Source organism: Aquamicrobium terrae, assembly GCF_052978165.1.
Genome location: NZ_JBRKLZ010000001.1, coordinates 539,747 through 558,991, shown reverse-complemented (window position 1 = coordinate 558,991; position 19,245 = coordinate 539,747). Strand labels below are relative to the sequence as shown.

19 protein-coding genes are annotated in these 19,245 nt (G+C 65.5%); 12 read left to right on the top strand and 7 right to left on the bottom strand.

Annotation, left to right across the window (positions count from 1 at the left end; all coding sequences use genetic code 11):
* Positions 1 to 220 precede the first annotated feature (220 nt).
* Both ACVCNR_RS02895 and ACVCNR_RS02890 read right to left on the bottom strand, forming a co-directional pair.
* Positions 221 to 790, bottom strand: coding sequence for a DUF4893 domain-containing protein (locus tag ACVCNR_RS02895; RefSeq protein ID WP_354192159.1), 570 nt, complete (start codon positions 788 to 790; stop codon positions 221 to 223).
* Positions 787 to 1,428, bottom strand: coding sequence for a DUF1638 domain-containing protein (locus ACVCNR_RS02890; RefSeq protein ID WP_354192160.1), 642 nt, complete (start codon positions 1,426 to 1,428; stop codon positions 787 to 789). The genes ACVCNR_RS02895 and ACVCNR_RS02890 overlap by 4 nt, the downstream gene beginning before the upstream one ends.
* Before the next feature lie 91 nt (positions 1,429 to 1,519).
* Here ACVCNR_RS02890 and ACVCNR_RS02885 point away from each other — a divergent pair, with 91 nt between their 5' ends.
* A complete protein-coding gene (locus ACVCNR_RS02885) occupies positions 1,520 to 1,648 on the top strand; it encodes an EncA/B family entericidin (protein WP_354192161.1) in 129 nt (42 codons plus the stop codon).
* 62 nt (positions 1,649 to 1,710) lie between these two features.
* Here the strand turns inward: ACVCNR_RS02885 and ACVCNR_RS02880 are convergent, their stop codons facing one another.
* The gene (locus tag ACVCNR_RS02880; RefSeq protein ID WP_354192162.1) at positions 1,711 to 2,412 is read right to left on the bottom strand and encodes a cobalamin B12-binding domain-containing protein; all 702 of its coding nucleotides are present in this window, start codon (positions 2,410 to 2,412) and stop codon (positions 1,711 to 1,713) included.
* Between the two features lie 263 nt (positions 2,413 to 2,675).
* On the opposite strand from ACVCNR_RS02880, the gene ACVCNR_RS02875 reads away from it, so the two are divergent.
* From ACVCNR_RS02875 to ACVCNR_RS02840, 8 genes are all read left to right on the top strand, one after another.
* Complete coding sequence (locus ACVCNR_RS02875; RefSeq protein WP_447073776.1) at positions 2,676 to 4,274, top strand: trimethylamine methyltransferase family protein; 1,599 nt, start codon at positions 2,676 to 2,678, stop codon at positions 4,272 to 4,274.
* 276 nt (positions 4,275 to 4,550) lie between these two features.
* On the top strand, positions 4,551 to 5,177 hold the full coding sequence (locus ACVCNR_RS02870; protein WP_447073775.1) for a LysE family translocator: 627 nt from the start codon (positions 4,551 to 4,553) through the stop codon (positions 5,175 to 5,177).
* The gene (locus ACVCNR_RS02865) at positions 5,174 to 5,854 is read left to right on the top strand and encodes a hypothetical protein (RefSeq protein WP_447073773.1); all 681 of its coding nucleotides are present in this window, start codon (positions 5,174 to 5,176) and stop codon (positions 5,852 to 5,854) included. Before ACVCNR_RS02870 ends, ACVCNR_RS02865 begins: the two co-directional genes overlap by 4 nt.
* A 105-nt stretch (positions 5,855 to 5,959) precedes the next feature.
* Positions 5,960 to 6,637, top strand: a complete 678-nt coding sequence (locus ACVCNR_RS02860) for a FadR/GntR family transcriptional regulator (protein WP_354192168.1) — start codon at positions 5,960 to 5,962, stop codon at positions 6,635 to 6,637.
* The gene (locus ACVCNR_RS02855) at positions 6,634 to 7,947 is read left to right on the top strand and encodes a CynX/NimT family MFS transporter (RefSeq protein WP_354192169.1); all 1,314 of its coding nucleotides are present in this window, start codon (positions 6,634 to 6,636) and stop codon (positions 7,945 to 7,947) included. The genes ACVCNR_RS02860 and ACVCNR_RS02855 overlap by 4 nt, the downstream gene beginning before the upstream one ends.
* 64 nt (positions 7,948 to 8,011) lie before the next feature.
* Entirely contained in the window at positions 8,012 to 8,572 is a 561-nt protein-coding gene (locus ACVCNR_RS02850; protein ID WP_447073771.1) for an RNA polymerase sigma factor, read from the top strand.
* A gap of 2 nt (positions 8,573 to 8,574) precedes the next feature.
* Complete coding sequence (locus ACVCNR_RS02845) at positions 8,575 to 10,560, top strand: vWA domain-containing protein (protein WP_447073769.1); 1,986 nt, start codon at positions 8,575 to 8,577, stop codon at positions 10,558 to 10,560.
* A 219-nt stretch (positions 10,561 to 10,779) separates the two neighbouring features.
* Positions 10,780 to 10,959: a hypothetical protein gene (locus ACVCNR_RS02840; RefSeq protein WP_354192174.1), complete on the top strand. Its 180-nt coding sequence runs from the start codon at positions 10,780 to 10,782 to the stop codon at positions 10,957 to 10,959.
* Here the strand turns inward: ACVCNR_RS02840 and bmt are convergent, their stop codons facing one another.
* Positions 10,960 to 11,976 (bottom strand): betaine--homocysteine S-methyltransferase, encoded by a 1,017-nt coding sequence (gene bmt / locus ACVCNR_RS02835; RefSeq protein WP_447073768.1) that lies wholly within the window; start codon positions 11,974 to 11,976, stop codon positions 10,960 to 10,962.
* A gap of 300 nt (positions 11,977 to 12,276) precedes the next feature.
* Between bmt and ACVCNR_RS02830 the strand changes: the two genes are divergently transcribed.
* The gene (locus tag ACVCNR_RS02830; protein ID WP_354192176.1) at positions 12,277 to 13,653 is read left to right on the top strand and encodes an aspartate aminotransferase family protein; all 1,377 of its coding nucleotides are present in this window, start codon (positions 12,277 to 12,279) and stop codon (positions 13,651 to 13,653) included.
* A 390-nt stretch (positions 13,654 to 14,043) separates the two neighbouring features.
* Here ACVCNR_RS02830 and mmsB read toward each other — a convergent pair whose 3' ends face one another.
* Both mmsB and ACVCNR_RS02820 read right to left on the bottom strand, forming a co-directional pair.
* Positions 14,044 to 14,928, bottom strand: coding sequence for a 3-hydroxyisobutyrate dehydrogenase (gene mmsB / locus ACVCNR_RS02825; RefSeq protein WP_354192177.1), 885 nt, complete (start codon positions 14,926 to 14,928; stop codon positions 14,044 to 14,046).
* A 94-nt stretch (positions 14,929 to 15,022) separates the two neighbouring features.
* Positions 15,023 to 16,192 (bottom strand): isobutyryl-CoA dehydrogenase, encoded by a 1,170-nt coding sequence (locus ACVCNR_RS02820; protein WP_354192179.1) that lies wholly within the window; start codon positions 16,190 to 16,192, stop codon positions 15,023 to 15,025.
* 194 nt (positions 16,193 to 16,386) lie between these two features.
* Between ACVCNR_RS02820 and ACVCNR_RS02815 the strand changes: the two genes are divergently transcribed.
* Positions 16,387 to 17,856, top strand: coding sequence for a cobyric acid synthase (locus tag ACVCNR_RS02815; protein WP_447073766.1), 1,470 nt, complete (start codon positions 16,387 to 16,389; stop codon positions 17,854 to 17,856).
* Positions 17,857 to 17,859: 3 nt separating this feature from the next.
* On the opposite strand, the gene ACVCNR_RS02810 is transcribed toward ACVCNR_RS02815, so the two are convergent.
* Complete coding sequence (locus tag ACVCNR_RS02810) at positions 17,860 to 18,645, bottom strand: TSUP family transporter (protein WP_447073765.1); 786 nt, start codon at positions 18,643 to 18,645, stop codon at positions 17,860 to 17,862.
* Positions 18,646 to 18,813: 168 nt separating this feature from the next.
* Here ACVCNR_RS02810 and ACVCNR_RS02805 point away from each other — a divergent pair, with 168 nt between their 5' ends.
* Positions 18,814 to 19,245: a tellurite resistance TerB family protein gene (locus tag ACVCNR_RS02805; protein ID WP_354192182.1), complete on the top strand. Its 432-nt coding sequence runs from the start codon at positions 18,814 to 18,816 to the stop codon at positions 19,243 to 19,245.

Below are 19,245 nucleotides of genomic sequence, written 5' to 3'. Positions count from 1 at the left end.
GTCCTTGGCCCTGCATCGGGGAGACATGCTCTGGCTCCGAGCATTGCCGCAACCGGCATGATCCCGCTTCTCATGGGACGACGCGCGACCATTCAAAAACGACGCTGAATGCGACATCGCTGAGCGTGATGCCGCAAAAAGGAAAACGGCTTGCCGAACTGCACGATGTGGCCCCGAACGCACCGTGGTCATGCCCGGTACGAACGGCGGGCTCAGAAGCTCAGCGCCGCAGTTCGAGGATGTCGAGCAGGGATTCCCGCTGGGGCCGGGGGAATTCGATCCGCCACTGGTCGGCGCCGGTGCGGAACGCATAGCCGACCTGATCCATCTCGGGATCGGCGGCATAGTCCACGGCAGGATCGTCGTTATAGCGAAGCGAGCCGAGATAGATGGCGCGCTTTTCGCCATCGTCGTAGAGGCGGCCGCGTGTGCGCTGCGAGCCGCTGGTCTTGTCCAGCATCCAGCCGGAGCCGTCGTCGGTCACCCGGCAGCGGAACCAGCCATAGACGACCAGTGCGCCGAGGCCGCCCGCCTTGATGGTGCGGCACTGCCAGTCGCCGGTCAGTTCCTTGTCAGAGAAACTCACGGTCGGACGGGCAAGGAGTTCGTCCAGCACGGCGACATCGGTGGGGTTACCGCCGCGGGCCTCCTTCAGCGCCGCCTCGCGCGTGGTTTCATAATTTTCGAGCCGGGCCTTGTCGGCGGCGGTAATGAGCCTTTGCACCTCGCCATCGGCAAGGGCCGGGGTGGTGGCGAGCGCCGAAGCGAGCGTCAGAATGGCAAGTTTCATGGTTCGTCCTGTCCGGTGCGCCCATCCGCTACCGAAGAAGTAGCCTGCGCGAGGCCGGGGACAAGATCGCCATAGCCGGTGGAGCGCCGCTCATAGGCAAGGCCGAGCATTCTGGCGGCGTTCTCGGCCACCTTGTCGAGCGCCGGATCGTCTGTCTGGGCCAGATAGATCAGCTTCTCGTAGTTGCCGAAATAGTCGGCAACCAATTCCGGGTGGCGGTCGAGGCCCAGCGGCTTGATGAAGAACGCCTCGAACTGCCGGCACAGGAAGTCGGTCATGTAGAACGACATCATGTCCAGGTCCCCGACCTTCGCGTAGGCCTCCAGCCCCTGATAGAAGGCAAAGCAGTGCGGCCCCGCCATGCGCTCCACGCCATGTTTCTCGCAGATGCGGTCAAGCAGGCCGCCGGTGCCGCAATCGGCATAGCCGACGAAGATGTGCCGGTAGCCCTCGGACCTGGCCTGTTCGATGGCCTCGTCCATGGCCGGCGCGATGCGGTCGGGGTAGAAGTGGTATTCCGCCGGCAAACAGGTGAGATCGAGGTGGCCGAGGCCGAGCTGCTCCTTAACGGCCAGCACCTCGCGCGCGATCATGCCACAGGCGATGACGAGCACCCGCTCGGGGCGGGCCCCAGGCATTCTTTCCTGTTTTTGCGCGGTTGCCATGGAACCAGTACGACCGCTTTTCGTTGGATTCAGGCGAAACTACCGAACGAGGGAGACACCATTCATGTCACGTCTTGCGCCTGTTGCCGTCCTCATCTGCGCCCTTGCATTGGCCGCCTGCGCCAATACCGTTCGCGGAGTGGGACGGGACGTCCAGTCGACCGCCAATGCGGTCGAGGACACCGTCAACTGACCTTTTCCCTATCTGGGAACGGCAAGGCCGCGCCGCAAGGAGCGGCCTTTTCCGTATATGCGTCAGGCCGAAGCGCGCAGATTGTGCTTGCGGTTCATGAAGTCCTTGGCCGTCTCCACCGCCACGGCGGCATCGCGGCAATAGGCGTCGGCGCCCACGGCCTTGCCGAACTCCTCGTTCAGCGGCGCGCCGCCGACCAGGACCACGTAGTCGTCGCGGATGCCCTTTTCCTTCATCGTGTCGATGACCACCTTCATGTAGGGCATGGTGGTGGTGAGCAGGGCCGACATGCCGACGATATCGGGCTGATGCTCCTCGATCGCCTCAAGGTATTTCTCGACCGGATTGTTGATGCCGAGATCGATGACGTCGAAGCCGGCGCCTTCCATCATCATGCCGACGAGGTTCTTGCCGATGTCGTGGATGTCGCCCTTGACCGTGCCGATCACCAGCTTGCCCTGCTTGGGCGCGCCGGTGGCGGCCAGAAGCGGGCGCAGGATGGCCATGCCGGCCTTCATGGCATTGGCGGAGAGCAGCACTTCCGGCACGAACAGGATGCCGTCGCGGAAATCCTCGCCGACGATGCGCATGCCTTCCACCAGCGCCTCGGTCAGCACCTTGTAGGGCATCCAGCCGCGATCCAGGAGGATTTGGGTTCCTTCCTCGATCTCCTCCTTGAGTCCGTCATAAAGGTCGTCATGCATCTGCTGGACGAGTTCGTCGTCGGACAGTTCGGAAAGGATGATCTCGTCGTCGTCGGCCATAGTCCTACTCCAGGTTGCCGCGCCCCAGTTGCCGCCTTTGTCACGGGCAATGATCGCTTCCCAATACCTACAGCCGGCGTGGTTTCCGCCATGGCTGATTTGCGACTTCCGACAATGGGAAAGCGACCGGGAAATGGCCCGGGCTTGTGTCGATTTTGCGACAGTCCTTGGCGCTGTGTGGCCGTTTCGCGCACGGGCCATGACTACGATCCGGCAAGGAGCGGCGGCCTGCGCGGCCGGCGCAGCTTTCAAGGAACAGAACCATGAGCGATAGTGCGGCAGTCGATCAGGAAGCGGCAGGCGGGCGTCGGGGGCGTGGCGCCGGGCGTGGCGCCGGCCGCGGTGCCGGCGGCGGCGCGGCCGCCCGCCGGGCGGCGCGTTCAGGCGGAGGGCCGGGCACCCAGCTCACCTACATCACCCGCAAGATGGGCGTCTACGAGGTGCTGGACGAGGAAGGTCTGGCGCTGATCGAGAAAAATGCCGACACGGTGCTCGAGGAAACCGGCATCATCTTCCGCGACGATGCCGAGGCGCTGGAGATGTGGAAGCAAGCCGGCGCCGACGTGCGCGGCGAGCGCGTGCACTTCCCCAAGGGCCTGTGCCGGTCGCTGCTCAAGAGCGCGCCGTCCACCTATGTCCAGCATGCGCGCAACCCCGAGCGCTCGGTGCAGATCGGCGGCAAGGCCACCGTGTTCGCGCCGGTCTACGGCCCGCCCTTCGTGCGCGACCTCGACGGCAACCGCCGCTATGCGACGATCGAGGATTTCCGCAATTTCGTGAAGCTCGCCTATATGGCGCCGTCGATCCACCATTCGGGCGGCACGGTGTGCGAGCCGGTGGACGTGCCGGTCAACAAGCGCCATCTGGACATGGTCTATTCCCATATCCGCTACTCGGACAAGCCGTTCATGGGTTCCGTCACCGCGCCGGAACGGGCTGAGGACACGGTGGCCATGGCCAAGATCGTGTTCGGCGACGATTTCGTCGAGAACAACACGGTGCTCACCAGCCTCATCAACGCCAATTCGCCGATGGTGTTCGACGAGACCATGCTGGGCGCGGCCAAGGTCTATGCCCGCCACAACCAGGCCTGCATCGTCACGCCCTTCATCCTTGCCGGAGCGATGAGCCCGGTGACGGTTGCCGGTACGCTGACTCAAGTGCTCGCCGAAGTTCTGGCCGGCGCTTCCTTTACCCAGCTCGTGCGGCCCGGCGCGCCGGTGCTGTTCGGCACCTTCGCCTCGTCCATATCCATGCAGTCGGGTGCGCCGACCTTCGGTACGCCCGAACCGTCGCTGGTTTCCTATGGCGCGGCGCAACTCGCGCGGCGGCTCGGCCTGCCGTTCCGCACCGGCGGCTCGCTGTGCGCCTCCAAGGTTCCGGACGCGCAGGCGGCCTATGAAAGCGCCAATACGCTCAATTCCACGGTTCTGGCCGGCACCAACTTCGTGCTGCACGCGGCCGGCTGGCTGGAGGGCGGCCTGGCCTCCTGCTACGAGAAGTTCATGATGGATATCGACCAGCTCGGCATGCAGCAGAAGTTCTGCGAGGGCGTCGACCTGTCCGAGAACGGGCAGGCCATGGACGCGATCCGCCAGGTGGGGCCGGGCAGCCATTATCTCGGCTGTGACCACACGCAGGCCAATTTCCAGACCGCGTTCTACCGTTCGTCCATCGCCGACAACAATTCCTACGAGCAGTGGCTGGCGGAAGGCGAGAAGACCGCGCCGCAGCGCGCCAACCAGCTCGCACGGCACTGGCTGGAAAGCTACGAGGCGCCGTTCCTCGATCCGGGCATCGACGACGGCCTGAAGGACTTCATGGCCCGCAAGAAGGAGTCGATGCCGGACGCCTTCACTTGAAAGGAGCCCGAGACAGGCCGGGCTAAAGTGGCCAACATCATCCACAAGGAAGTCTGGCGGAGCGCTTTCTCCGATCCGGAACGGAAATAGCATGGGGCCGAAGGCGCGCCGGGCAGGGCTGAAATTCCTGCTTGCAGGCGCGCGCGCCCGGTGATTTCTTCTCGGGGTTTCCGAGCATCGGGATGTGGAGAAACCGGTGTCCGGTTCGATGTCCGATCAAAGTGGTGGATCGCCTTTGTGCCGTGTTGAACGCATGGCGATCCGGAGGGTTTCAGCATGCAGCCGACCGTTGTCCTAGTCAGTGTCTTCGCCATCTTCATCCCGGCCCTCATCCTGCCGGGGCCGGATTTCATCGGCGTGGTGCGCTCTTCGATGACGCGCGGTGCAAGGGCCGGCCTGCTCACCGCCGTCGGCGTGTCGATCGGGCTCGGCTTCTACGCCACGCTGGGCCTTGCCGGGCTTTCGGCGGTTCTGGTGCGTTTCGAATGGCTGGCATGGCTGATCCGCGTCGCCGGCGGTGCCTATCTCGTCTATCTCGGAATCAAGCTGCTGTTCGCCAAACCGGAAACCGTCGAGCTTGACGGGCAGGCGAGGGGCGGCAACCCGCTGCTGTTCGGCCTCGGCGTGACGCTGACCAACCCCAAGGCCATCGTGCTGTTCGCCTCCGTGTTCGCCACCTCGGTGACGGCGGCGACGCCCGGCTGGCTGATGGCGACGATGATCGCGCTGGTCATGGCAAGCTCGCTGATCTGGTATTCCATCGTCAGCCTGTTCATGTCGTCGGCGCCGGTCATGCGCAGCTTCGGCCGTGCCCGGCACTGGATCGAAAGGATGGCTGGCGCGTGCTTCATCCTGATCGGCGGCCGCATCCTCGCCGATAGCCGCAACCCGCTGACGCCGTGACCTATGACGGGCTGATCGCGGACGCACTTGCCGCGCATGGGCTGTTGCTGCGCGGCGGCTTCAATTTCAGTGTCGGGGAAGATGCACCGCCCGGCCCGGAGGGCAGGCCGGCGCGTGCGGTGCTTCTTGTCGGGCAGGCGGGCGCGGAACCCTGGCCGCATTTCCTGCGCTGGCGGCAGGCACGGCCCGAGATTCGTGAAAATCCGCTCGATAGCTGGTCGCGCGAGGTCATCGGCGACGTTGCCGGGCGGTTCGGCGCACGCGCGGTTTCGCCCAATGACCGGCCGTTCCTGCCGTTCCAGCAATGGGCGATGCGGGCCGAAGGGTTGAAGCCGTCGCCGCTCGGCATCCTCATGCATCCTGAATACGGGCTCTGGCACGCCTATCGCGGGGCCCTGCTGTTCGACCATGAAATTCCGATCCGGCAGGCTGAGAAGTTGATTCACCTTTGTGACTTATGTATCGGAAAACCTTGCCTGAAGGCCTGTCCGGCGAATGCCTATTCGCCAGCCGGTTTCGACTATGCCGCCTGCCTCGCGCATGTGCGCGGCGCGCAGGGCGAGCGCTGCATGACCGGCGGTTGCCTCGACCGCAATGCCTGTCCGCACGGGCTGGCCTATCGCTATCCCGCCGAGGTCCAGGCCTTTCATATGGCCGCTTTTGCCCCGCCGGCTTGAGCACCGAGGCGGCGCTGTTTTGCCGGCGGCTTGCCGGCACAGTTTTGACGATTGACACCGGTCTGCGTCGCCATTAGGGAAGTCATCTGATGATTTGATGATCTTATGAAACAGGCGATCCGAACCAATCTGGCCGACAGCGCGGCCGGCAATCTGCGTGCCGAGATTACGGGCGGCCGGTGGACTGTCGGCGAGCGCATCCCCAATGAAGCGACGCTCGTCGAGATGCTGGGCGTGAGCCGCGGAACCGTGCGCGAAGCCGTCCGGGCGCTGGTCTCGCAAGGCCTGCTCGAAACCCGGCAGGGTTCGGGCACCTATGTGCGGGCGACGGCCGACCCCGCCGCCGCGCTCGACCGCGTCCGCCAGACCTGCCTGCGCGACCAGTGGGAGGTCCGGGCCTTGCTGGATGTCGAGGCCGCCCGGCTGGCCGCGCTGCGGCATAAGCCCGAGGACATCGCGCGGCTGCGCAAGTTGCTGGCCGAGCGCCGGACGGTGGCGGAGGTCGGACGCGAGGTCTTCGTGCAGCGCGACATAGCCTTTCACCGTGCGGTGGTGCAGGCGTCCGGCAACGAGGCCATGGTGGAGATCTACGATTTCTTCACCGCCGCCATCACCGACGCCATAAAGTCCACGCTGCGCGGAGAAGTGCCTGAGCCCGATACGCAGGCCCATGCCGAGATCGTGGAGGCGATCGCCTCCGGCGACCCCGACCGTGCCGCCGCTTCTGTCCGCGTCTTCATGGCGCCCATCCTCCTCCAACTCGGGCGGCTTCTTTCTTCATGACCATAAGCACTTCGCTCCCCGGCGCGTCGGCCTCCCACGCAGCGGCCAACGCGCTCGACGAACAACTCGTCGATGCCGAAGCCGACAGCCTGCCGCCGCCGTCACCGCCGAAATTCGCCAGCCGCGCGGCCAAGCTGCTGTTCGCCGCCAGCCTCGTGCTGATCGCCTTCAACCTCAGGCCGCTGTTTTCGTCGCTTTCAGTGGTGCTGCCGGAAGTCATCCGCGACACCGGCCTGTCGACGGTCGGGGCCAGCCTGCTGACCACCTTGCCGGTGCTGTGCCTCGGGGTGTTCGCGCCCTTCGCGCCCCGGCTGGCACAACGCTTCGGTGCCGAGCGCACCCTTGCAGGGGCGCTGGTCCTGCTGGCGCTCGGCACGGGATTGCGCGGATTCGATTCGGTATCCCTGCTGTTCTTCGGCACCTTTGCCGCCGGTGCCGCGATCGCCGTCTCCAATGTGCTCCTGCCCGGCGTGGTCAAGCGCGACTTTCCCGAAAGCGCGGCCATCATGACGGGCCTCTACACCATGGCCTTGTGTGCCGGTTCCGCGGCCGCGGCCGGCCTTACCCTGCCGATGGAGCATGTGCTGGGCTCCTGGCAGGCTGCCCTGGCCGCCTGGGCGGTGCCGGCGATCCTGATGCTGGCCCTCTTCGTGCCGCAGGCGCTGCGGGTGAAGCCGCAGGCCGCCCATACCGGCTTTCGGGTCGAGGGCCTGTGGCGCGACCGGTTGGCCTGGCAGGTGACGCTGTTCACCGGCCTGCAATCGGCGCTGGCCTATTGCGTGTTCGGCTGGCTGGCGCCGATGCTGCGCGAACGCGGCTTCGAACCGACGGTTGCCGGCGGCATCGTCTCCCTGTCGGTCATGGTGCAGGTGGTGACCTGCCTCGGGGTGCCGTCCTTCGCGGTGCGGCGCAGGAACCAGCGCGGCGTCAACATTGCCCTGGTGGCTTGTGCCACCATCGGCCTGATCGGGCTGATGTTCGCGCCCGCATGGTCGGTGCTGTTCTGGGCCGTGCTGCAAGGCATCGGGCAGGGCGGGCTGATTGCGGCGGCGATGATCGTCATCGTGCTGCGGTCGTCGGATTCGCATGTCGCGGCGCATCTGTCGGGCATGGCGCAGGGCGTCGGCTATGTGCTGGCGGCGATAGGGCCGCTGTTCCTGGGGCTGATCAGGAGCTGGACCGGCAGTTTCGATGCGGCGGCCTTGCTCATCGTGGCGCTGGGGCTGGGCGCGGGGCTGGCCGGGGCCGGTGCGGGCCGGGCGCTGCATGTCGGGGCGCGGACGGTGAAGCTCGACGACCGCAAAACCTGATTTTCCGAAAAAATTTTCGCCGATACCCAAGGAATGGCCAAACGGCGTCGTCCAAGGCACGATGATGGCGATGATGCTGGATGATGGCGAGGCCTCCGACGCCGATCTGATCGGCCGGGCGAGGGACGGAGACAGGGCGGCTTTCGGCGCACTGGTCGAAAGGCACTATGACTTCGTGCACCGGCTTGCCTGGCGCTGGAGCGGCGACCGCACGAATGCCGAGGATATCGCGCAGGATGTCTGCGTGCGCATGGGTCGCTCGATCCGGGCCTATCGCGGCGACGGCAGCTTTACCACGTGGCTCTACGCGCTGACGCTCAACGCGGTGCGCGACATGGCCCGCAAGGCTGCCCGCGAGACGGTCAAGGCGCAGGCCTATGGCGTCGAGATGCTGGCCATGGCCGGGCCGGACAGCGCGGCGGACGAGCAGCTCGAAGCGCTGTGGCATGCCGTGCGCCGCCTGCCCGACAAGCAGCGCGACGCGGTTCTGCTCGTCTATGGCGAGGGGCTGGCCCATGGTGCCGCCGCCGAGATCATGGCGATTTCGGAAGCGACGGTCTCCTGGCACATCCATGAAGCGAAGAAGCGGCTGAAGGTGCTGGTGCGCCAGGCCGGAGAAGTGTGACCATGGTCGACGACAAGGAACTCCGAAGGCTGGGCGGGATGGACGCCCCCAAGGCGAGCCCGCAAGCCAGGGTGCAGGCCCTGCACGCGGCCATACAGGCTTTCGACGCGCAGGAAGAATTTTCGGCCGCCCCCCAAGGAATGGCCGCGAAGCATCGTCTCACCGACCGAGCACGCAAGCTCTGGAGAGACATGATGCAGAAGAAACTGATCGCCGCGCCGGCTATTGCCGGCCTCGTCGCCCTGCCGATCGCCGGCTACACCGCGCTTTATCTGTTGCAGAGCTCGCCCTTCACCTCCGCTAGGCATGACACGCTGCCGGCCGAAGCGCCGACGGGCGAGGCCGCCCGTCAGCGCACCGAGATGAAGACCGAAGCCCTGAAGAATGCCGCGCGCGAAGATGCGGCCGAGACCGAGATAGCTGCACCCTCGGCATCGGCCGACATGCCGGCGGCGCAGCCTGCGCCACGCCTGCAGCAGATGGGGCAGGAGGGCATTGTCTCGCTCCAGCAGCGCAGCACTATGGTCCATCCGGTGCCGGAACCCTTTGTGCCGGCGCAGCCCAACCGCGACAAGGTCGGCAGCTTCGACAGCAACCCCGTGCGCTCGGCGGCCGAGCAGCCGGTTTCGACCTTCTCCGTCGATGTCGATACGGCCTCCTATGCCTATGTGCGCCGTTCCCTGAACCAGGGCGTGCTGCCGCAGCCCGACACGGTGCGGGTCGAGGAGATGGTCAATTATTTCCCCTATGCCTGGAAGGGGCCCGAATCGGCGGAAACGCCGTTCAATGCCGATGTGACGGTGATGCCGGCGCCGTGGAACGGTGAGCACAGGCTGATGCATGTCGCCATCAAGGGCTATGACGTGCAGCCGGCGGAGAAGCCGAAGGCCAATCTGGTGTTCCTCGTCGATGTCTCGGGCTCGATGAACGAGCCGGACAAGCTGCCGCTGCTGCAATCGGCCTTCCGCATGCTGGTGAACCGGCTGGAGGGGGACGACACCGTCTCCATCGTCACCTATGCGGGCGAGGCAGGAACGGTGCTGGAGCCGACCAAGGCATCGGACAAGGCAAAGATCCTTGCCGCGATCGACGACTTGCAGGCAGGTGGATCGACGGCCGGGGAGGCCGGCATCCGCGAGGCCTACCGGCTGGCGAAGCAGTCCTTCGTGGAAGGCGGCGTGAACCGCGTCATGCTCGCCACCGACGGCGACTTCAATGTCGGCCAGACCGACGATGGCGATCTCAAGCGCCTGATCGAGGGCGAGCGCAAGGCCGGCATCTTCCTGTCGGTGCTGGGTTTCGGGCGCGGCAACCTCAACGACAGCATGATGCAGACCATCGCCCAGAACGGCAACGGCACTGCCGCCTATATCGACACGCTGGCGGAAGCCGAGAAGGTGCTGGTGCAGGAATCCGCCTCGGCGCTGTTTCCCATCGCCAAGGACGTGAAGATCCAGGTCGAGTTCAATCCGCAGAATGTATCGGAATATCGCCTGATCGGCTACGAGACGCGGGTCCTGGCGCGTGAGGATTTCAACAATGACCGCGTCGATGCCGGCGATATCGGCTCCGGCCATTCGGTTACCGCCATCTATGAGATCACGCCGAAGGGTGCGGCCCAGCAGATCGACCCGCTGCGCTATGGCGAAGCCTCCAGCGACAATGGCAGCGTCGCCAATGCGGATGAATACGCCTTCGTGAAGATCCGCTACAAGTTGCCGGATGAGGACACCTCGAAGCTCATCACCCGTCCGGTGACGGCGGCCGACGAGGTTGCCTCGTTCGCGGCAGCCGGCGAGGATCAGCGCTTTTCGGTGGCGGTCGCGGCTTTCGGCCAGAAACTGCGGGAGGAGGGGGAACTGGCCGGGTTCGGCTATGACCGCATCCAGCAGATGGCCTCGGAATCGCGAGGGGCCGATCCGTTCGGATATCGTGCGGAATTCCTGTCGCTGGTGCGGCTGGCGGAAGCCCTGTCCGGCCGCAACTGACGGCCTGCGGCGTCGAGAAAGCCGGCGGTCCGTCCGCCGGTTTTTTCTTGATCTCTAAAATGCGACCGATCCCGGCGACGGCATCGCAATGCCTCTCGTCCATGATGGAGACGGTTGAGATTGGGGGCCGGCGCGATGCGCGTTGACGGTAATGCGGGATTGGGCGCCTATGCGGCGCGCGAGGGGACTGCCGGGCCTCGGACAGCTTCCGGGGACGCGATGAGCGCGGTGCAGGCCGCGCGGCAGACGGCCCTGTCGGCGCTCAACAATCCGCGCTTCGGCGCCATGCTGGAGCGGATCTCCGATCCGCGGGCCAGCGAATCCGTGATGATGATGCAACGCGGGGAGAGCCCCGCGGCGGATCAGGCCTCGGTGCTTTCCAGCTACGCGGAGTTTTGATCAGGCGCGCGAACGGCGGCGTTCGCGCCGGCCTTCGCCGGTTCCGGCGCCGTTCGGGCTCGCGGCCTTGTTGCGCAGGGGGCCGATGCGCTCCACGATGGTTTCGAGGGTGGGGCGTGCAGCCTTGCTGTGGGCGTCCAGCGCCTGGCGCATGGCCGCCAGATGGGCGAAGGAGGTGCCGCAGCAGCCGCCGACGATCCGGGCGCCCGCGTCGACCGCCAGCCGCACATAGTCGGCCATCAGTTCCGGCGTGCCGGAATAGCGGATCTCCGAGCCGTGGAATTCGGGAATGCCGCAATTGCCCTTGACGATGACGGTGGCTTCCGGCTTCGCCTCGGTCATGTCGAGCAGCGATGCGAGGATGTCCGAAGCGCCGACGCCGCAATTGGCGCCGACGCCGAGCGGCGCCTGCGCCAACCCGTCGGCAACGGCATGGATGTCCTTCGGCAGCAGGCCCATCATGGTGCGGCCGGCAGTGTCGAAGGAGCCGGTATAGACATAGGGCAGGCCGACACGGATGGCGGCTTCGGCGGCGGCGCGGATTTCATCGGGCGCCGACATGGTCTCGATCCAGGCGACTTCGGCGCCGCCTGCCTTCAGCCCTTCCATCTGTTCGGCGAAGGCCTCGACCGCCTCCTCATAGGTGAGGGCGCCGAGCGGCACCAGCAGCTCGCCGGTCGGGCCGACCGAGCCCGCGACGATGACCTTGCGGCCGGCCTCGTCGGCCACGGCGCGGGCGATTTCGGCCGCGCGCCTGTTCAGCTCGTGCACGCGGTCCTGCGCATGGTGCAGCTTCAGCCGGTGGCGGGTGCCGCCGAAGGAATTGGTGAGGATGATGTCGGCGCCGGCCTCGACGAAGTTCCGGTGCAGCGCGGCGATGGTGTCGGGCGCCGTCTCGTTGAGCAGTTCGGGCGCTTCGCCGGCGGCCAGCCCCATGGCGAACAGATTGGTGCCCGTCGCGCCATCGGCAAGCAGCACGCCCTTTTCGGCAATCAGGGCCTCGATCGGATTCGTCATGATTGTGCCTTCGGGAAATGTTTCACAAGACATAAGGATTTCTTTATGTCTCGTCAATGCGCTTGGGGTGGCGGAATACAGGGCGAACTGGTGTTTCCAAAAACGCTTTGTTAGGATCGATGCATGTGCTCGGGTGCGATCCATCCTGCTAAAAGGTCCGTCGCGGTGACGCCGTCTCCGCGCACGCGCCATGCCGAGCTTCTGCGCCTGTGCGCCCGTATCGGCTATTCGCCGCCCATCCCGGCCTGAAATCCGCCCCGGCCTTGCTGCCGGACAGATTCAGGAAACAGGGGTAACATCATGACCTATCAGAACTATTCGCTGAAGCAGCTTCAGCAGATCGATGCTTCGCATCACCTCCATCCGTTCACCGACCACAGGGAGTTGCGGGAAGCGGGATCGCGCATCATCACGCGGGCCGAAGGGCCCTATATCTACGATTCCGAAGGCCACGAGATCCTCGACGGCATGGCTGGCCTGTGGTGCGTCAATGTCGGTTACGGGCGCGACGAGCTGGCCGAGGCCGCCTACAAGCAGATGAAGGAGCTGCCTTACTACAACTCCTTCTTCAAGTGCTCGACGCCGACGCCGGTGCTTCTGGCCAAGCGGCTGGCCGAACTGGCGCCGAAGGGCGTCAACCAGGTGTTTTTCGGTTCGTCTGGCTCGGAGGCCAACGACACGGCGCTGCGCCTCGTGCGCCACTACTGGGCGCTGGAAGGCAAGCCGGAGAAGAACCGCATCATCTCGCGCAAGAATGCCTATCACGGCTCGACCGTGGCCGGCACCTCGCTCGGCGGCATGGAGCCGATGCACAAGCAGCTTGGCGGCGCGGTGCCCAACATCGTCCATGTGATGATGCCTTACTCCTATGAGCTGGCGCTGCCCGGCGAAAGCGACCATGAGTTCGGCCTGCGCGCCGCCAAGGCGATCGAGGATGCCATTCTCGAGGCGGGACCGGAGAATGTCGCGGCCTTCATCGGCGAGCCGATCATGGGGGCCGGCGGCGTCAAGATCCCGCCGATGAGCTACTGGCCGGAAGTCCAGCGCATCTGCCGCAAATACGATGTGCTGCTGATGCTGGACGAGGTCATCACCGGCTATGGCCGCACCGGCGAATGGTTTGCGGCGCAATCCTTCGGCATCGAGCCCGACACCATCACCACCGCCAAGGCGCTGACCTCCGGCTACCAGCCGCTTTCTGCCCTGCTGGTCGGCGACCGCATCGCTTCGACACTGATCGAGAAGGGCGGCGAATTTTACCACGGCTATACCTATTCGGGGCACCCGGTGGCCTGCGCCGTGGCACTCGCCAATCTCGACATCATCGAGCGGGAAGGGCTGGTCGAGCGGGTGAAGACCGATACCGGTCCTTATTTCGCCCAGGCGCTGCGCGAGCGCATTGCCGATCACCGGCTGGTGGGCGAGGTGCGCTCCTTCGGCCTGATGGGCGCTATCGAGATCGTCAAGGACAAGGCGACCAGGGAGCGCTTCGAGGGCGACGGCCGCGCGGCCGTCGTGGTGCGCGACCATGCCATCGCCAACGGCCTGATGCTGCGCGCCACCGGCGACACCATGATCCTGTCGCCGCCGCTGATCTGGACGCGCGACACGATCGACCTTGCCTGCGAGCGGATCGTCAAGGCGCTCGATCTGGCCGAGAAGGACCTGTTCGGCTGAGCCATCACGGACCTGCCGCTCCTTGTGCGGCAGGTTCTCCGCCCGGTGCCGGAAAGCAAAGACCTATCCGGAAAGCAAAAACCGCGCTCCCTTCGGAACGCGGTCTTGCCGGATACGCAGGATGTTTCGCCACTCGAACGCTGCGAAACCAAACTCGTTCACTCAAACTTCGCGCTCCGGTACGCACAACCTGATCCGGAGCGTAGGGCGGTCGCCCGCCTTCGGGTTATGGTTTTACAGCGACATCGTTACCGGTCGGTTAGCGAGAGCTTAAGCAAACCTAAATTTGCGATATTTCTTGTGAGCTTAGCGCCTATCGTAAAGCGTGCATGAGGTTGGCCGGATTGCAACCTCGGGGTGAAACGGCAGGAGCAGTCGAGTGGGGGTGTTTCAGCCTTTTTGGCCGCGCAGGAACTCGATGATGCCGGAAAAATCGGTGCCCGCGCCACCCTGCGCGTTGAACAGGCCGTAGAGTTGCGCGGCTTCGGCACCCAGCGGGGTCGCCGCGCCGGCGCCTTGGGCGGCCTCCTGCGCAAGCTTCAGGTCCTTCAGCATCAGCGCCGCGGCGAAGCCCGGCTTGTAGCCGTTGTTGGCGGGAGAGGTGGGCACCGGCCCCGGCACCGGGCAATAGGTGGTCAGCGACCAGCACTGGCCCGACGAGGTGGAAGCCACGTCGAACAGGGCCTGATGCGACAGGCCGAGTTTTTCAGCCAGCACGAAGGCTTCGGCCACGCCGATCATCGAAATGCCGAGGATCATGTTGTTGCAGATCTTGGCCGCCTGGCCGGCGCCGGCACCGCCGCAATGGACGATGCGGCCGGCCATGGGCTGCAGGATCGGCTCGGCGCGGGCGAATGCGCCTTCGGCGCCGCCGCACATGAAAGTCAGCGTGCCGGCCGTGGCGCCCCCGGTGCCGCCGGAAACGGGAGCATCGACCGAAACATGGCCATGGTCGGCCGCCAGCGCATGCGCCTTGCGCGCCGACTCGACGTCGATGGTGGAGGAATCGATGAACAGCGTGCCGGGCTTCGCGGCCGGCGCGATGTCCCCATAGACCGCGATCACATGCTTGCCGGCCGGCAGCATGGTAACCACCACCTCCGCTTCCCTGACGGCGGCGGCCGCATCCGCCGCGATGGTCACGCCGTGCTCGCGCGCGGTGGCCAGATTTTCGGCGACGAGATCGAAGCCGATGACGGTGTGACCTGCCTTGACCAGATTGGCGGCCATGGGGTTGCCCATATTGCCGAGACCGATGAAGGCGATGGTGGTCATGGTGAACTCCTTCGGAGTTAGGGGAATAGGGGAGTAGGGCAGTAGGGCAGTAGGGGGAGGCAGCTTTGACATACTGCCCTACTGCCTTACTCCCCTATTGCCTTCCAATGATATGCCTCGCGACAATCACGCGCATGATCTCGTTGGTGCCTTCGAGGATCTGATGCACGCGCAGGTCGCGGACCAGCTTCTCGATGCCGTAGTCGTGCAGGTAGCCATAGCCGCCCAGAAGTTGCAGCGCGTCATTCGCCACCTTGAAGCCGGTGTCGGTGACGAAGCGCTTGGCCATGGCCGACCATTTCGAGGCGTCATGGGCCTTGGCGTCCAGCTTTGAAGCGGCGGCGTAGAGGAAGATGCGGGCGGCCTGGAGTTCCGTCTCCATGTCGGCAAGGCGGAATTGCAGCGCCTGGAACTGGTCGATGCTCCTGCCGAATGCCTTGCGCTCGGCCGTATAAGTGAGGGCCTTGTCGAGGGCCGATTGCGCGCCGCCCAGCGAGCAGGCGGCAATGTTGAGCCGGCCGCCGTCGAGGCCCGACATGGCGATGGAGAAGCCCTTGCCCTCCTGCGCCAGCCGGTTCTGGGCCGGAACCCGGCAATCCTCGAAGATGACCTGCCGGGTGGACTGCATGTGCCAGCCCATCTTGTGCTCGTTGGCGCCGAAGGAAAGGCCGGGCGTATCCTTCTCGACCACGAAGGTCGAAATGCCCTTGGCACCATCCTCGCCGGTGCGCGCCATCACCACATAGAGGTCGTTGTCGCCGGCGCCGGAAATGAACTGCTTGACCCCGTTCAGCACATAGTCGTCGCCGTCGCGCACGGCCCGGGTGCGCAAGGCGGCTGCGTCGGAGCCGGAACCGGGCTCGGTCAGGCAATAGCTTGCCAGCCATTCCATGGTGGTGAGCTTCGGCAGGAAGCGCTGGCGCTGCTCCTCGTCGCCGTAGCGGTCGATCATCGAGGCGGCCATGTTGTGGATCGAGATGAAGGACGAGAAGGCCGGGCAGGCGTGGGACAGCGCCTCGAACACCAGAACCGCGTCCAGGCGCGAAAGGTCCGAACCGCCGACATCGTCGCGCACATAGATGCCGCCGAGGCCGAGCGGGCCTGTCTCGCGGATCACATCGGCGGGGAAACGCTTTTCCCTGTCCCATTCCAGTGCGTTCGGCGCGACGCGGTCTTCCGCGAAAGCGCGCCCCATGTCCTGGATCGCACGCTGGTCTTCGGTGAGTTCGAACTGGTTGCCATGCGTTGAAACAGCACCGTCCATCGCGTCCTCCCGTCCGCTCGGCGGGCCGTCATTTTGCTCGCCGGCAATGCTTGGCTATGGATGGCGGACACTCTAGACCAATGATAAGGCCGCGCAACCCGACCATAAGCGGAGCGGCTGTGCAAAATTTGAAGATCGAGATAGCGCATGTCAGCACAAATACATGACCGGGCTTGCGGCGGAGGATGTTGCTGATGGCGCGGGCGGTTATGTTGCAGGGCACCGGCTCGGACGTCGGCAAGACCGTGCTGGTGGCCGGGCTGTGCCGCGCTGCGCACCGGCGCGGGCTGAAGGTGCGGCCGTTCAAGCCGCAGAACATGTCGAACAACGCGGCCGTGGCCGATATTCCGGGCGAGGCGGCCGGCGGCGAGATCGGACGCGGACAATGGCTGCAGGCGCTGGCCTGCGGCGCGCCGCCCAGCGTGCACATGAACCCGGTTCTGCTCAAGCCGCAGACCGATATCGGCTCGCAGGTCGTGGTGCAGGGCAAGGTTCTGGGCGAAGCCCGGGCCCGCGACTATCAGGTGCTCAAGGGGCAGTTGATGGAAGCCGTCATGGATTCCTGGGCGAAGGTGGGCGAGGGCGCCGATCTCGTCATCGTGGAAGGGGCCGGATCGCCGGCCGAGATCAACCTGCGCGCCCGCGACATCGCCAATATGGGCTTCGCCACCCGGGCCGGCGTGCCGGTGGTGATGGTGGGCGACATCGACCGTGGCGGCGTCATCGCCTCGCTGGCCGGCACCCATCTGATCCTGCCGGAGGAAGATCGGCGAATGGTGGCCGGCTACCTCATCAACAAGTTCCGGGGCGATGTCAGCCTTTTCAACGATGGCATTGAAGCGATTGGACAATTCACCGGCTGGCGGTGCTTCGGGGTGGTGCCGTGGCTGAAGGCTGCCGCAAGGCTCCCATCGGAGGATTCGGTGGTGCTGGAACGGCTCGCCGCCGGCGAGAGGCGGGCGCTCAAGGTGGCGGTGCCGATGCTGTCGCGCATCGCCAATTTCGACGATCTCGACCCGTTGCGCGCCGAGCCGCAGGTCGAGGTGGTGTTCGTGCCGCCCGGCCAGCACCTCCCGCAGGATGCCGGCCTGGTGGTCATCCCCGGCTCCAAGTCGACCATCGGCGACCTGTTGCAGTTTCGCGGGAACGGCTGGGACCGCGATCTGGAGGCGCACCGGAGGCGCGGCGGCCATGTCATCGGCATCTGCGGCGGCTACCAGATGCTCGGGCGCAAGGTGCGCGACCCCGACGGTATCGAGGGCGGGGTGAGGGAAGCGGACGGGCTCGGCCTGCTCGATGTCGAGACGGTGATGGAGCCTGAAAAGACCGTGCGCAATGTCGGCGCCCGCTCGGTTGCCTTCGACCTGCCGCTGTCGGGCTACGAAATCCATCTCGGACGCACGTCCGGTCCCGATTGCGGCTGTCCGGTCGCCATGATCGACGGTGTCGAGGATGGCGCGACCTCAGCGGACGGCAAGGTGTTCGGCACCTATCTGCACGGGCTGTTCGAAGCCGACGCGTTCCGGGCGCGGCTGCTTGAAAGCCTTGGGGTGAAGGGAGGCGGGCTCGACTACAGGGCGCAGGTGGAGCGGGCGCTGGACGACATTGCGGCTGAGCTGGAAACCTGCCTCGACTGCGACGCCATTTTCGCGCTGACCCGGTAGAATCTAAACCCCAAGGACCAGGCGCAGCGGGTTGGCCGGGTCGGCCAGCAGCTTCACCGCCAGCGCCAGGCATACCACCACCAGAAGCGGCTTGATGAGGCCGGCGCCGATGCGCATGGCCAGCGTGGCGCCGAGGCGCGCGCCGAGAAACTGGGCGACGCCCATCATCAGGCCGATCTTCCAGTGGATCACGCCGGCCATGGCGAAAACGGCGAAGGCGCCGATATTGGTGGCGAAGTTCAGCATCTTGGTGTGGGCCGTGGCCTTCAGCATGCCGTAGCCTGCCAGGGTGACGAAGGCCAGCATGTAGAACGAGCCGGTGCCCGGACCGAACAAGCCGTCATAGAAGCCGATCATCGGGACGATGGTGAGGCCGAACAGGAAGGGTGACAGGCGCTCGGCGCGGTCCACGTCGCCCATGTTGGGCTTGAGGGCGAAATAGAGCGCGATCGCCACCAGCAGGACCGGCAGCGCCGCCTGCATGATTTCGGCCGGAACGACCGTTGCCGCCAGCGCGCCGAGGGCGCTGCCGAGGAAGGCGAAGCCGGCCGCCGGCAATTGCTTGCGCACATCGACATGGCCCTTGCTGGCATAGGCGAGCGTGGCGGAACCGGAGCCGAACAGGCCTTGCAGCTTGTTGGTGCCCAGCGTTTCCACCGGCGGCATGCCGGCCAGCAGCAAGGCGGGAATGGTGACGAGCCCGCCACCGCCGGCGATGGAATCGATGATGCCGGCGAGAAAGGCGGCCAGCGCCAGCATGGCGACGGTATCGGCGGTAAATTCGATCATGAGGCTGAACCGGCGGGAGGAAAAGTTTCGAGGCTGCTTCCACCACATGCAGCGCCATTGCGCAATGGCCACACTTCGCCTTGCTTCGATACAAGACCGCGAAAGCCGGATTCCCCTTTTCCTTGCGATGCTTTAACTATGGCCGGATTGGCGCATGAGGGGAATTTCATGGCGTTCGCGTTTCTGGACCACATACGAAACCTGTTCGAGGGCGACCCCGGCGTGCGCAAGGTCGCCGACGATCCGGTGCTTTCGGCGGAACTCTTGATGCTGTTTCGCATGATCCTGGCCGATGGTTCGGTCAGCGACAGCGAGATGGAAACTTTCCGCCGCATCTGCCGCGACGCGTTCGGCATTCCGGAGGCCAGCATCGACGGGGTGGTCGAATATCTCAACGAGGCCGGCTACGAGACCACGGGCGCGCAGGCGGTGGCGCTGTTCCGTGACCTGCCGCTGGAGCGCAGGCGCACCCTTGCCGGGCACATGGCCGAGATCGCCAAGGCGGATGCCAGCCTGGCAGAGAACGAGATCAGGCTGCTCAAGCGCACGCTGGAAGTGCTCGATATCGACCCGGCCGATGTGGTGAGGGGCAGGGGATAG